A 14,098-nucleotide genomic window follows, 5' to 3' on the forward strand; every position below is an offset into this window, starting at 1 on the left:
CTGAGCGTTGGATACACCTCTCCCGCTTGCGGGAGAGGTCGCGCCGAAGGCGCGGGTGAGGGTTCTATCCTCTAGGGGATTGTTCCACTGCGGAAGCACCCTCTCCCCAACCCTCCCCCGCAAGCGAGGGAGGGAGCGCACCGGCTTCTGGGCAAGCCATCCGACACGCGAACACGCGACACCCCCAACGAATCACCCGAGGAACTACGTGAATCGGAACACCCGCCCCCGCATTTTTTTGGGACCGCCTTTGCGTTCACGATCTGGACTCTTACCGGTGGAGTCACGGTGAGGGTATTGTCGTTTGATTCGCGCGCGACGGGGGTCGCCGCGCGCAAATTCGTGCGATCTTGGGGCAACTATGTCAGGCGTGATCGTGTCGATGCGTCGGACGCTGCTGTCGTGCACATCGCTCGTGCGCAACGGCTTGTTGGGAAGCGCTCTCGCAGCGCTGTTGCCGGCTGCGCCGGCCAAAGCAGCCGACAAGGCCGCCGACCTCGTCGACACACTCTCAACGTTGCTGGATTTCAACCGGCAGGAGCTCGCGGTGCTGGCCACCGCGCTGGCCTTGCTCGGCTTCTCGGTGGTGGCCGCGATCCTCCTGATGCGCACGCGCGTTCGCACGGCGAAGAACGAGGCGCGGCTGCGCGCCCGGATCGGGGAACTCCAGCTCCAGGCCGACCGCTTCGGCGCTTTGCTGTTTGCCGAGCCGCAGATCCTGATCTCCTGGCCGGCCGGCGACAATCGCGCGCAGATCTCCGGTGACACCTCCATGGTGCTGCCCCGCGACTCCTCTCCACAGCGCGTGCTGGCGTTTGGAACCTGGTTGCCGCCGGAACCGGCGCTCCGGATGGATCACGCCGTCGATGCGCTGCGCGACCGCGGCGACGGGTTCCAGCTGACGCTCACCACCGCGCATGGCCACACGCTGGAGGCTATCGGCCGCGCCATCGGCGGCCAGGCCATCGTCAGGATTCGCGAACTCTCAGGGCTCCGCCGCGATCTGGCTGAGACCAATCTGCGTTACAAGGCCCTCTCCGACGAGACGGAGATGCTGCGCGGCTTCGCGACCGCCGCACCCTGGCCGATCTGGGCCAAGGGCGAGAACGGCGCGCTGGCCTACGCCAACCCCGCTTATGTCCGTGCGACCGAGGCGGCCAGCATCACCGACGCTCAGGAGCGCAAGCTCGAGCTGCTCGACAGCGCCGACCGGAGCGCGATGGAGCGGCGGCTGAAGGAAGCGGCCAATTTCACTTCGCGGCTGCCGATCGTGATCGGCGGCGAGCGGCGCATCTATGACGTGCGCGCCGTCAATGTCGGAGGTGGCAATGTCGGCGTTGCCATCGATGCCAGCGAGGCGGATGCGTTGAGCTCGGCGCTGGTGCGGATGGCGGAAGCGCATCGCCGCACGCTCGACCAGCTCTCCTCCGGCGTTGCCGTGTTCGACGGCCAGCGCCGGCTCGCCTTCTACAATGATTCCTACCGCCAGCTGTGGGACCTCGACCGCACCTTTCTCGACGCCAACCCCGATGATTCCAGCGTGCTCGACAAGCTCCGCGCCGCGCGCAAATTGCCGGAGCAGCCGGACTTCCGCGCCTGGAAGGCCAAGCTGCACGAGGCCTATCGCGCGGTCGAGGCCGCCAAGGACACCTGGTACCTGCCCGACGGCCGCGCGCTCTCCGTCGTCACCACGCCGAACCCCGAAGGCGGCGTCACCTATCTGTTCGACGACGTCACCGAGAGCCTGGAGCTTGCCCGCCGCTTCGACGGCATGATCCGGGTCCAGCGCGAGACGCTGGACAGCCTCGCCGAGGGCGTCGCGGTGTTCGGCAGCAACGGCAAGGCGCAGCTGTTCAACCCAGCCTTCGTCCGGATGTGGAAGCTGTCCGTTGACGCCATGCGCGACGAGCCGCACATCCAGACGGTCGAGGGTTGGTGCCATCAGCTGTTCGACGACGCGATCGTCTGGCGGCAGATCCGCGAGGCCGTCACCTCGATCGAGAGCCGCGCCGACATTCCGCTCAAGCTGGAGCGCAAGGACGGCAGCGTGCTCGACGGCATGATCCGGCCCCTGCACGACGGCGCCACGATGCTGACCTTCCAGGACATCACTGACACCGAGAACGTCGAGCGCGCGCTGCGCGAGCGCAACGAGGCGCTGGAGGCGGCCGATCAGATGAAGGTGGATTTCGTCCACCACGTCTCCTACGAGCTGCGCTCGCCGCTCACCACCATCATCGGGTTCGCGCATTTCCTCAGCGATCCCTCGACCGGGCCACTGACGCCGAAACAGGCCGAGTATCTCGACTACGTCACCAAATCGACCAATGCGCTGCTAGCGCTGACCAACAACATCCTGGATCTCGCCACCATCGACGCCGGCGCCATGAAGCTGGAACTCGGCCCGGTCGACGTCAGCAAGACCATCGAGCTCGCGGCCGAGGGTCTCCAGGACCGGCTCGCCACCGACCGCATCCGCCTCAAGGTCGAGATCGCGCCCGATGTCGGCAGCTTCACCGGCGACGAGAAGCGCGTGGTGCAGGTGCTCTATAACCTCCTTGCCAACGCCGTCGGGTTTTCTCCACCGGATTCCACCGTCGGCATCAGCGCCCGCCGTACCGAACGCAGTGTGGTCTTCACCGTGACAGATTCCGGGCCTGGAATACCTGCCGACATGAAAGACAAGGTGTTCAACTGGTTCGAAAGCCGCTCCCAAGGCTCGCGTCACCGCGGCGCCGGGCTCGGCCTGTCGCTGGTGCGCTCCTTCGTCGAGCTGCATGGCGGCAATATCCGGGTCGATTCGATCGTGGGCAGGGGCACGGTCGTGATCTGTGATTTCCCGACCGACCAGGCGGCGCATCGCGACGCCGCCGAATGACTGCGCCAACCACATTCTCCGTCGCGCTCCACAACGAGACGGCCACCGCGCAACTGATGGCCGACCTCGCGCTGCTGGTCGGCCCCGGCGATGTCATCACGCTCACCGGCGATCTCGGGGCCGGCAAGACCGCGGCGGCGCGTGCCATGATCCGCTACCTCGCCGGCGACGATGCACTGGAAGTGCCGAGCCCGACCTTCACGCTGGTGCAGGGCTACGAGCTGCCGCCATTCCCGGTCATGCATGCCGACCTCTACCGCGTCGAGGACGAGAGCGAGCTCGAAGAGATCGGGTTGGCGCCGCTGCCGGAAGCAACCCTCGTCCTGATCGAATGGCCGGAGCGCGCGCCGTCGGCGATGCCTCAAGACCGCATCGACATCGCGCTGACGCACCGGCCGGCGCTGGGCTCGAATGCACGCGCCGCCGACATCACCGGCCATGGCAAGGCTGCCGCCACCGTCGCGCGGCTGCAGGCGTTGCGCGAATTCCTCGATGCATCCGGCTACATGGAGGCAACGCGCAAACGCATGGCGGGCGACGCCTCGACCCGCTCGTATGCGCGGCTGCTGCGCGACGACGAGATCGTCATCCTCATGAATTCTCCGCAGCGCCCCGATGGTGCTGCCATGTACGACGGAAAATCCTACAGCGCCGCGGTGCATCTCGCCGAAAACATCAAACCCTTCGTCGCCATCGACGAGGGCCTGCGCGCGCAGGGAATCTCCGCGCCCGCGATCCATCATTGCGACCTCGACCACGGATTCCTGATCAGCGAAGACTTCGGCAGCGAAGGCGTGATCGAGGGCAATCCGCCGCGCCCGATCGCCGAACGCTACGAAGCCGCGGCCGATTTGCTTGCCATGCTGCACGGCAAGACGCTGCCGGAGACGCTGCCGCTCGCGGGGCAGACCTACGCCATTCCCGTCTTCGATACCGAGGCGCTGCTGATTGAAATCGGCTTGATGCCGGAATGGTACCTGCCCGATCGCAATGCGCCGCTGGACGAGGGGAAGCGCGCCGAGTTTCTCGCGATGTGGCGCGAGCTGCTGCGGAAGCCGCTGGCCGCGCCGAAGACCTGGATCATCCGGGACTATCACTCGCCGAACCTGATCTGGCTCGGGAATCGCACCGGCATCGAACGCGTCGGCGTGATCGACTTCCAGGACACCGTGCTGGGGCCGCAATCCTACGACGTGGTGTCGCTGCTCCAGGACGCCCGCATCGACGTGCCCGAGGCGATCGAACTGACGCTGCTGTCGCGCTACATCAAGGCACGCCGGGCCAGCGATGCGAGCTTCGACGCGGCCGGCTTCGCCGAGCTCTACGCCATCATGTCGGCGCAGCGGAACACGCGTCTGCTTGGCACCTTCGCCCGCCTCAACCGCCGCGACGGCAAGCCGCATTATCTGCGTCATCAGCCGCAGATCTGGACCTATCTCCAGCGCTCCCTGGCGCATCCCGCGCTCGCTCATCTGCGCGACTGGTATCTCGCCAATGTCCCGCCGCCCCAAGGCCCAGCCCAAGGCTGATAAGGCTATCGGGAGCTGAAAAGGCTGATTCTGGGCCCGATTTACCGGCTGTTAGCCAAGACGCCGGTAATCTGGCGGCGGAGCAGCCGGATGAATACGGGGCTGGAGCAGGGCAGATGGCGGTGAAGACGGACCAGCGCGGCAACAGCCGGGTTGTTTTCGAGCGCGGGATCGCGGCCCAGATGATGGGTATCGACGGCACCTGGCGGCGCGACTGCACCATGGAGGACGTCTCCGACAGCGGCGCCAAGCTGACCATCGACGGCTCGGTCGAAGGCTTGCATCTGAAGGAGTTTTTTCTGCTGCTGTCGTCCACCGGACTTGCGTATCGGCGCTGCGAGCTCGCCTGGGTCAATGGCGACCAGATCGGCGTCAACTTTCTCAAGCTCGGCGACAAGAAGAAAAAGGCGCGTTCCACATCCATCGGGGCGTAACGGCAACACCCGTCGTACAAGCGTCACGGCAGGTGGTTAAGGCGGTTAAGACGCGGTGCGGTCAGTCGAACCTCGTGTTAAGATTGCTGCGCACGCGAGATCAGTAGGTCCGAGAAAGCGAAGGATGTCCGTCAAACCGACCAAAGCCATGGTGCTCGCCGCGGGGTTCGGCCTGCGCATGCGTCCGTTGACGGACAAGATGCCGAAACCGATGGTTCCGGTCGCCGGCCAGCCGCTGCTCGACCACGTGCTCGACAAGCTCGGCCAGGCCGGCGTGAGCGAGGCGGTGGTCAACGTGCACTATCTGCCGGACCAGATTATCGATCACACCGCATCCCGCCAGCATCCGCGCGTGACCATCTCGGACGAACGCGACCAGGTGCTCGGCACCGGCGGCGGCGTGGTCAAGGCCCTGCCGCTGCTCGGGGACGCACCGTTCTTTCACGTCAATTCCGACACGCTGTGGATCGACGGCGTGCGCTCGAACCTGACGCGGCTCGCCGAAAACTTCGATCCCGCGCGGATGGACATTTTGCTGCTGATGGCGCCGACGGCGACCAGCATCGGCTATAGCGGCCGCGGCGATTACGGCATGCTGGCCGACGGCGCCCTGCGCAAGCGCAAGGAAAAAGAGGTCGTTCCGTTCGTCTATGCCGGCGCTGCGATCCTGTCGCCGTCGATCTTCGCCGGTGCCCCCGCGGGCGAGTTCTCGCTGACCAAGATGTTCGATCGTGCCAATGAGCAGGAGCGGCTGTTCGGACTTCGCCTCGACGGCGTCTGGATGCATGTCGGCACGCCTGATGCCGTCCACGCGGCGGAAGAGGCGTTTCTGGAGAGCGTGGCGTAGGGCCGCACCGTCATGCCCCGCGAAGGCGGGGCATCCAGTACGCCGCGCCTTCTCGGCTGAATCTCCACCGTCTCTGGAATACTGGATCATCCGCCTTCGCGGATGATGACACCGGTCCAGGTGCAGCGAACAGCGGGGACTATCTCCCTCCACCCATATCCATTTGACTCCGCCTCCCTATATTGGCGCCTGATTCCCGAATCAGGCAGCTCATGCGCGTTTTCAGCGTTCCCATCTCAGTTCCGTTCCTGCGCACCGTCGTCTCAAGCCTGCTCGACGGCCGGCTGGTCGACGGCTTTGAGGCGCGCAAGGAGCCGGCACGGCTGGCGGATGCCACCCTGTATCTGCCGACACGGCGCGCCATGCGCGTTGTCCGCGAGATCTTCCTCGACGAGATGAAGGCGGACGCCGTCGTGCTGCCGCGCATCGTCGCGCTCGGCGATATCGACGAGGATGAGCTCGCTTTCGCCGATGAAGGCGAACAGTTTTCCGGCGCAACGCCGCTCGATATTCCGCCGCGGCTCGGCGAGCTCGAACGGCGGCTGACACTGGCGCAGCTCGTCGCGGCCTGGGCCAAGGGCCCGGTGCTGTCTCCGCTGGTCGTCGGCGGCCCCGCCTCGACGCTGGCACTGGCGTCAGATCTCGCGCGGCTGATCGACGACATGGTCACGCGCGGCGTCGACTGGAGCGCGCTCGACGGCCTCGTGCCCGATATGCTCGATCGGTATTGGCAGCACTCGCTTGAATTCTTGCGCATCGCGCGCATCGCCTGGCCCGGTCATCTCGCCGAAATCAAACGCATCGAGCCCGCTGCCCGCCGCGACCTCCTGATCGATGCCGAAGCCAGGCGGCTGACCGCGCATCCCCATGGCCCCGTGATCGCGGCCGGTTCGACCGGCTCGATGCCGGCCACGGCAAGATTTCTCCACGCAGTCGCCTCGCTGCCGCATGGTGCCGTGGTGCTGCCCGGCCTCGACACCGATCTCGACGATGATGCCTGGCGCAGCATCGGCGGCGTACGCGACTCGCTCGGCAAGTTCGCGGAGCATCCGGTCTCGAACCATCCGCAATACGCCATGCACGCGCTGCTGGATCGTTTTGGCATCAAGCGCAGTGACGTCGATAGTCTCCAGCCACCGGCGGAAGGCGGTCGTGATCTGCTGGCGTCGGAATCGATGCGGCCCTCGGCCAAGACCGAGATCTGGCACGACCGGCTGAAGCAGCCGGATGTGGCCTTAAAGATCACCGGCGGCATGAAGAACCTCGCGGTGGTCGAAGCTCCCAACCCTGAAATGGAAGCGCTCGCGATCGCCATCGCGATGCGCGAGGCGAGGCATCTCGACAAGTCGGCAGCGTTGGTTACGCCCGATCGCGCGCTGGCGCGGCGCGTGATGGCCGCGCTGAGCCGATGGGATCTCGCATTCGATGATTCCGGCGGCGACGTCTTGATGGAAACGTCCGCCGGCGTCTTTGCGCGACTGACAGCGGAGGCGGCGACCAAAGGACTGGAGCCGGCGACGCTGCTGGCGATGCTGAAGCATCCGCTGTGCCGGCTCGGCCGGGTGCCTGGCGCATGGAGGGCGGCGATCGAAGACCTGGAGCTCGCTTTGTTGCGCGGCACGCGCCCGCCTGCAGGCACCGCCGGCCTGTTGCGCGAATTCAATCGCTTCCGCGAGGAGCTGGCAAAGCTGTGGCGCAGCGAGGTCTCCGCGCTACATAAGGCCGAGCCGCGTGCACGTCTCAACGCGGAAGACCTCGATCGCATCGAGGCGCTGATCGACGGCCTGCGAAAAGCCTTGGCGCCGATCGAGAGTCTTGCATCATCAAAACCGTATGACTTCGCCGAGCTCGCGCATCGGCATCGCGAAATCCTGATCGAGCTGTCGCGCGACGAGCAGGGCGTCCCGCTGGCGTTCGAGGAGCGCGAAGGCCTCGCGCTCGCGAGCGCCTTCGACGATCTCCTGCGCGGCGGCACCACCAGCGGACTGATGGTCACGCTGCCCGACTACGCAGACGTGTTCCAGACCGCGTTCAGTGATCGCGCGGTGCGACGGCGGGACAGGCCGGGCGCTCGCCTGCAGATTTACGGCCCGCTGGAATCGCGCCTGATGCAGGCCGACCGAATCATCGTCGGTGGGCTGATCGAGGGGGTCTGGCCACCAGCGCCGCGTATCGATCCGTGGTTGAGCCGGCCGATGCGGCACCAGCTGGGCCTCGATCTGCCGGAACGCCGTATCGGCCTCTCTGCGCACGATTTTGCGCAATTGCTCGGCGGCGACGAGGTCATCCTCACCCACTCCGCAAAGGCTGGCGGTGCCCCGGCGGTCGCCTCGCGCTTCCTGCACCGGTTGGAGGCGGTCGCGGGCGATGCGCACTGGAAGGCCGCGATTCGCGCGGGCGAAAAATACGTGCAGTTCGCAGCCGCGCTGGACCAGCCCGACGAGGTGAGACCGATCAAGCAGCCCGAGCCGCGACCGCCACGCGCGACCCGGCCGCTCAGGATGTCCGTGACTGGGATCGAGGACTGGCTGCGCGATCCCTATACGATCTACGCCAAACACATTTTGCGGCTCGACGCACTCGATCCCGTCGACATGCCGCTGTCGGCCGCCGACCGCGGCTCGGCGATCCATGATGCACTCGGCGAGTTCACGGAACGCTACGCCACCAATCTGCCCGACGATCCCGCGCGCGTGCTGCGCGCGATCGGCGAAAAATACTTTGCACCGCTGATGGAGCGGCCTGAGGCGCGGGCGCTGTGGTGGCCGCGCTTCCAGCGCATCGCGCGCTGGTTCGGCGAATGGGAGACGGCGCGGCGCGACGCGATCGAGGCGATCGCCGCGGAAACTCGCGGCGAGATTTCGATCCCGCTCGATCATGGGCGCAGCTTCCGTCTTTCAGCCCGCGCCGACCGCATCGAGCGGCGCCGGGGCGGCGGCTACGTCATCCTCGACTACAAGACCGGCCAGCCACCGACCGGCAAGCAGGTCCGCATGGGCCTGTCACCGCAGCTCACGCTGGAAGCCGCGATCCTGCGCGAGGGCGGTTTTCCCGACATCGACGCCGGCGCGTCCGTGAGCCAGCTCGTCTATGTTCGCCTGAGCGGCAACAATCCGCCGGGCGAAGAACGCATTCTCGAGCTCAAATATAGGCAAGGCGACGAGCCGCAGCCGCCGGACACCGCGGCTGCCGAGGCCAGGGCCAAGCTCGAGGCGCTGATTCGCGCCTTCGAGGACGAGAACCAGCCCTATACCTCGTTGAACCTGCCGATGTGGACCAACCGCTACGGCGCCTATGACGATCTCGCCCGGATCAAGGAATGGTCCGCGGCCGGCGGATTGGGGATCGAGGAATGGTGAAGGCACCGCGCCCCATCCCGGATGAGGTGCGCGCCAGGCAAGCGCGCGCATCGGACCCGACCGCATCGGCCTTCGTGTCGGCCAATGCCGGATCGGGCAAGACGCATGTCCTGGTGCAGCGGGTGATCCGCCTGCTGCTTGCGGGCGTGCCGCCGGAAAAGATCCTCTGCATCACTTTCACCAAGGCGGCCGCCGCCAACATGGCCGAGCGCGTCTTCACCACGCTCGGGCATTGGGTGACACTCGACGACACCGCACTCGATGCGGCGATCCGCGCGGTCGGCATCCCGCACCCCACTGCAAAATTGCGGCGCGACGCCCGGAAGCTGTTCGCCTGTGCGCTGGAGACGCCGGGCGGGCTGAAGGTGCAGACCATCCACGCGCTGTGCACTCGCCTGCTTCAGCAGTTTCCGTTCGAGGCCAATGTCCCCGCGCGCTTTGCCGTGATCGACGAGCGCGACCAGACCGACATGATGGAACGCGCCAATCTGAAGGTGCTGCTGGACGCCGCGCGCGACCCTGATAGCGTCACCGGCCGCGCGCTGCTGACCGCGATGGCGAGCGCCGCCGATGTCACCTTCAAGGAAGTGGTGCGCGAGGCCTGCCTGAGCCGCGATCATTTCATGGCCTGGACCGACGAGGCCGGCAGCGCGGAGCTGGCTGCCGCGCAGATGGCGGCCGCGCTGGGGGTGGACGCGAGCGATCGCATCGAAGACGTCGAGACGGAGATTGTCGACGGTCCGTTGCTGCCGCGATCGCGCTGGGATGACATCGCTTTTGCACTGGAGGACGGCAGCAAGTCCGACAACGACCAGGCCTGCCGGCTTCGCGAGGCAAAAATCTTTTCCGGCGCCGCGCAGGTCGATGCCTATCTCAGCGTTTTCCTGACCGACGAAAAGCTGCCGCGCAAGGCGGTACTGACCAAGAAGTTTTGCGATCACAACCCGTCCGTCGCCCGCCTGTTCGAGAACGAAGCGCAGCGCGTCAGTGGGTTGGTCGAGACGCGCCGTGCGGTGACCATGCGCGACCGCACCGCGGCCCTGCTGCATATCGCGACCGCGGCTGCCGCAAACTACCGCCGCGAGAAGCAGGAGCGCGGTCTGCTTGACTATGACGATCTCATCGACAAGACGCTGGCGATGCTCGACCGCGTTTCCTCCGGCTGGGTGCATTACAAGCTCGACCGCGGCGTCGATCACGTTCTGATCGACGAAGCCCAGGACACCAGTCCGCGGCAATGGGACATCGTCGCGCACATCATCTCGGAATTTACCGCCGGCGAAGGCGCGCGCGAGGGCCTCAACCGCACCGTCTTCGCTGTCGGCGACGAGAAGCAGTCGATCTTCTCGTTTCAGGGTGCTCAGCCCCGGGAATTCGACGCGCGCCGGCGCGAACTGCACCGCAAGTTCACGGCGGCCGGACTGAAATTCGATCCGGTCGCCTTCACCTATTCGTTCCGCTCCGGCGCGGCGATCCTGCATTCGGTCGACCACGTCTTCCGCGAGCCCTCGATCTACAAGAGCATCCATTCGGTCGAGACCGGTCATCCCCTGCACAATGCTCTCGGCGATGCCGGCCCCAGCGTGATCGAGCTGTGGGACCTTGCGGAGGCCGACGACAGGCAGGAGATCGAGGGCTGGCGCGCGCCATTCGACGGCGTCGCCGCCACCAGCCCCGAGGTGAAGCTCGCGCGCCGGATCCAGACCGAGATCAAGCGGCTGGTCGAGAGCGGCACGCTGACCGGGCACAAAGGCGAGCGGCGTCCGCTGCGCTATGGCGACATGCTGATCCTGGTGCGCCGGCGCGGCAATGCGTTCGACGCGGTGATCCAGGCGCTGAAGCACGCCAACGTTCCGGTCGCCGGCGCCGACCGGCTCAAGCTCACCGAGCACATCGGCATCATCGACCTGATGAATCTTGCCGACGCGCTGCTGCTGCCGCAAGACGATCTCGCGCTCGCGGTGGCGCTGAAGAGCCCGCTGTTCGGGTTCGATGACGACGATTTGTTCCAGCTGGCCCATGACCGCAAGGGATCGCTGCGTCGCGCGCTGGGCGAACATGCCCCGACAAGCGAGACATTCGCTGCGGCCTTGCGACGCTTCGAAGCCTGCGAAATCCGAGCCCGCGAGGAAACGCCGTTCGCCTTTTACGCCTGGCTGCTCGGGGGCGACGGCGGCCGTGCGCGCATGCTGCGCCGGCTCGGTCATGAGGCCAATGACGCGCTCGACGAGTTCCTGGAGCTGGCGCTGAACTACGAGCGCAAGGCGCCGGCCTCGCTGCAGGGTTTCATGGCCTGGCTGCGCTCGGCCGATACCGAGGTGAAGCGCGACATGGAGATCTCGCGCGATGAAGTGCGGGTGATGACCGTGCACGGCGCCAAGGGCCTGGAAGCCTCGGTCGTGTTCATGGTCGACACCACATCGTCGCCTGCGGATTCGCAGCGGCTGCGGCTGATCCATGTCCCGCGCGGCAATGGCGGCGAGGTGGTGGTCTGGGCCGGACGCAAGGCGGATGATCCCAAGCCCGTCGCCGACGCCCGCAAGGCGATGCTCGAGGAGACCGAGGACGAATATCGCCGCCTGCTCTACGTCGCGATGACGCGCGCCGCCGACCGGCTCATCATCGGCGGCTGCATGCCCGGCAACATGAAGACGGTCCGCAAGCTGAGCTGGTACGATCTGGTCGACACCGGCCTCGCCGGCTCGGGCCTGGCGAAAGAGACAATCGAGACGCCGCTCGGAAAGGTGACGCGCTTCTCCCGACCGGAGGATGTCGTGGCGCTGGGCACGCCTGCGACCTCGTTGGACCAGACGACCGCGCTCCCGGACTGGCTGCGGACGCCGGCACCGCGCGAGACCATCGACGACGATCCGGTGCGCCCCTCCGGCCAGGCGTCCGGGGAAGGCCGCGCCGTGCTGTCGGGCGAATCAGTGCAGTCCCGCGCGCTGGCGCTGCAACGCGGCACGCTGGTGCACCGGCTGCTGCAATCGCTCCCCGACATCGCCATTGAGCGCCGGCGCGAGGCCGCGCTCGGCTTCATGGCGCGCAATGCCGCGGACTGGGCGGAGGCTGACCGCGCCGCGCTGGCCGACAAGGTGCTCGCCTTGATCGCCGAGCCGCGGTTTGCGCCGGTGTTTGCCGCCGGCAGCCGGGCGGAGGTCGCGATCGTCGGCCGGCTGGAGCGGCCGGGCCACGCCACTGCACTGGTGTCCGGCCAGATCGACCGGCTGGTGGTTCGGCCGGATGAGGTCCTGATCGTCGATTTCAAGACCAATCAGGCGGCTCCCAAGAGCGCCGCCGCGGCGCCCGCCGCCTATGTCCGGCAGCTGGCGCTGTACCGGGCGGTGCTATCGCGGCTTTATCCCCAAAAGCCTGTCCGCGCCGTCCTGCTCTGGACCGAGGCCCTTGAATATATGGAGATTTCGGCTCCCGCGCTGGACGCGGCGCTGGCATCTCTTCATCTCGGTGTGAGCGTCCTTGACCCGGCAAGGAGCCATTCATAGGTTGACGCCATGATCTCGGGCGCGATTCCCGTCGCGCCCTTCTCTCAGGTACGAGGTACTCCGATGGCCGTTGGTAAGGTTTCTGACACCGATTTCGAAGCCGAAGTGCTCAAGGCAAACGGCCCCGTGGTCGTCGATTTCTGGGCCGAGTGGTGCGGCCCCTGCCGCATGATCGCACCCGCGCTCGACGAGATCGCCGGCGCGATGGGCGACAAGGTCAAGATCGTGAAGCTCAACGTCGACGAGAGCCCGAAGACCGCGTCGAAATATGGCGTGATGTCGATCCCGACCCTGATGATCTTCAAGGGTGGCGAGATGGCATCCCGCCAGGTCGGCGCAGCGCCGAAGGCGAAGCTGCAGCAGTGGATCACCTCCGCAGTCTGATCCGCCTCGCACAATAATATTTTTGGAAGCGGCCGGCGAAAGTCGGCCGTTTTGCGTTGATGGGACAGTTCCAGCGTAAGACGAGTCCCTGCCTGTGCCTCCCCCCGCAAGACGCGCGCGAAAATCGACGTCCCTCATGGCGATGGAGGCGCGCTCGGTCGACGTAATCCCGCGCGGCAAGGAGTGGCAATACGAGCCGAAATGGGATGGCTTCCGCTGTCTGCTGTCGCGCAACGGCGGCGGCATTGATCTGCGCTCGAAATCCGGCGAAGACCTCGCGCGCTATTTCCCCGAGATTGTCGCCGCGGCGCTGAAGCTGAAGGCGGATCGCTTCACGCTCGACGGCGAGATCGTCGTGCCACACGGCAAGGGGTTTTCCTTCGACGCGCTGCTGCAACGCATTCACCCTGCGGCGAGCCGCGTGAACAAGCTCTCGGAGCAAACGCCGGCGCTCTACCTCGCGTTCGATCTGCTCGCGACGGCCGGGGAGAAACAACTTGCCGAGCAGCCGTTGAGCGAACGGCGACCGGCGCTGGAAGCGTTTGCCAAGGCCAATCTGAAAAGCAGTCTCTTCCGCCTCTCACCGGCGACGACGAGCTACGCCATTGCGAAAAAATGGCTGGCGCAATCCGGCGGCGGCTCGGATGGCGTCATCGCCAAGCGCATCGACCTGCGCTACCAGGCGGGAAATCGCGACGGCATGCAGAAGATCAAGAAATTCCGCAGCGCCGATTGCGTGGTCGGCGGCTTCCGCTATGCGACCAACAAGCTCGCCGGCCGCAAGGTGGTGGGGTCGCTGCTGCTCGGACTCTATGATGATGAAGGTCTCCTGCACCATGTCGGTTTCACCTCGGCGATCAAGGCGGCGGAAAAGCCCGACCTGACCGATCGGCTGGAGGCGTTGATCGGCGAGCCCGGCTTCACCGGCAACGCGCCGGGCGGGCCAAGCCGCTGGTCCACCGAGCGGTCGGCGAAGTGGTGTCCGCTCGAGCCGAAGCTCGTGATCGAGGTCTGTTACGACCATTTCAGCGGCGAGCGTTTTCGCCACGGCACCTCGATCCTGCGCTGGCGCCCCGACAAGGCACCGCGGCAATGCAGCTTCGAGCAGCTGAAGCAGAAAGTGGTGGACCCGATGAAGCTGTTGAAACAGATGTAACCGGTAGC

Annotated in this window: 8 protein-coding genes; all 8 read left to right on the forward strand. The window is 66.2% G+C overall.

Annotated features, from left to right (window positions below):
• Window positions 1–361: 361 nt before the first annotated feature.
• The 8 genes from BRA1417_RS0104005 to BRA1417_RS0104040 all read left to right on the forward strand — a co-directional run bounded on the left by BRA1417_RS0104005 (window position 362) and on the right by BRA1417_RS0104040 (window position 14,090).
• Entirely contained in the window at window positions 362–2,878 is a 2,517-nt protein-coding gene (locus BRA1417_RS0104005) for a PAS domain-containing sensor histidine kinase (RefSeq protein ID WP_027514710.1), read from the forward strand.
• On the forward strand, window positions 2,875–4,407 hold the full coding sequence (gene tsaE, locus BRA1417_RS0104010; RefSeq protein ID WP_027514711.1) for a tRNA (adenosine(37)-N6)-threonylcarbamoyltransferase complex ATPase subunit type 1 TsaE: 1,533 nt from the start codon (window positions 2,875–2,877) through the stop codon (window positions 4,405–4,407). Before BRA1417_RS0104005 ends, tsaE begins: the two co-directional genes overlap by 4 nt.
• A gap of 116 nt (window positions 4,408–4,523) precedes the next feature.
• Window positions 4,524–4,841, forward strand: coding sequence for a PilZ domain-containing protein (locus BRA1417_RS0104015; protein ID WP_018455771.1), 318 nt, complete (start codon window positions 4,524–4,526; stop codon window positions 4,839–4,841).
• 124 nt (window positions 4,842–4,965) lie between these two features.
• On the forward strand, window positions 4,966–5,688 hold the full coding sequence (locus BRA1417_RS0104020) for a nucleotidyltransferase family protein (protein ID WP_027514712.1): 723 nt from the start codon (window positions 4,966–4,968) through the stop codon (window positions 5,686–5,688).
• A 212-nt stretch (window positions 5,689–5,900) separates the two neighbouring features.
• Window positions 5,901–9,047: a double-strand break repair protein AddB gene (addB, locus tag BRA1417_RS0104025; protein WP_027514713.1), complete on the forward strand. Its 3,147-nt coding sequence runs from the start codon at window positions 5,901–5,903 to the stop codon at window positions 9,045–9,047.
• Entirely contained in the window at window positions 9,041–12,550 is a 3,510-nt protein-coding gene (addA, locus tag BRA1417_RS0104030) for a double-strand break repair helicase AddA (RefSeq protein WP_027514714.1), read from the forward strand. Before addB ends, addA begins: the two co-directional genes overlap by 7 nt.
• Before the next feature lie 63 nt (window positions 12,551–12,613).
• A complete protein-coding gene (gene trxA, locus BRA1417_RS0104035) occupies window positions 12,614–12,934 on the forward strand; it encodes a thioredoxin (protein ID WP_007598398.1) in 321 nt (106 codons plus the stop codon).
• A gap of 142 nt (window positions 12,935–13,076) precedes the next feature.
• A complete protein-coding gene (locus BRA1417_RS0104040) occupies window positions 13,077–14,090 on the forward strand; it encodes an ATP-dependent DNA ligase (RefSeq protein WP_027514715.1) in 1,014 nt (337 codons plus the stop codon).
• Window positions 14,091–14,098: the final 8 nt, after the last annotated feature.

It is taken from the genome of Bradyrhizobium sp. WSM1417 (assembly GCF_000515415.1).
GTDB lineage: Bacteria > Pseudomonadota > Alphaproteobacteria > Rhizobiales > Xanthobacteraceae > Bradyrhizobium.

Coding starts and splice junctions, on each gene's coding strand:
- BRA1417_RS0104005 (WP_027514710.1), top strand. CDS start 362: ATGTCAGGCGTGATCGTGTCGATGCGTCGGACGCTGCTGTCGTGCACA.
- tsaE (WP_027514711.1), top strand. CDS start 2,875: ATGACTGCGCCAACCACATTCTCCGTCGCGCTCCACAACGAGACGGCC.
- BRA1417_RS0104015 (WP_018455771.1), top strand. CDS start 4,524: ATGGCGGTGAAGACGGACCAGCGCGGCAACAGCCGGGTTGTTTTCGAG.
- BRA1417_RS0104020 (WP_027514712.1), top strand. CDS start 4,966: ATGTCCGTCAAACCGACCAAAGCCATGGTGCTCGCCGCGGGGTTCGGC.
- addB (WP_027514713.1), top strand. CDS start 5,901: ATGCGCGTTTTCAGCGTTCCCATCTCAGTTCCGTTCCTGCGCACCGTC.
- addA (WP_027514714.1), top strand. CDS start 9,041: ATGGTGAAGGCACCGCGCCCCATCCCGGATGAGGTGCGCGCCAGGCAA.
- trxA (WP_007598398.1), top strand. CDS start 12,614: ATGGCCGTTGGTAAGGTTTCTGACACCGATTTCGAAGCCGAAGTGCTC.
- BRA1417_RS0104040 (WP_027514715.1), top strand. CDS start 13,077: ATGGAGGCGCGCTCGGTCGACGTAATCCCGCGCGGCAAGGAGTGGCAA.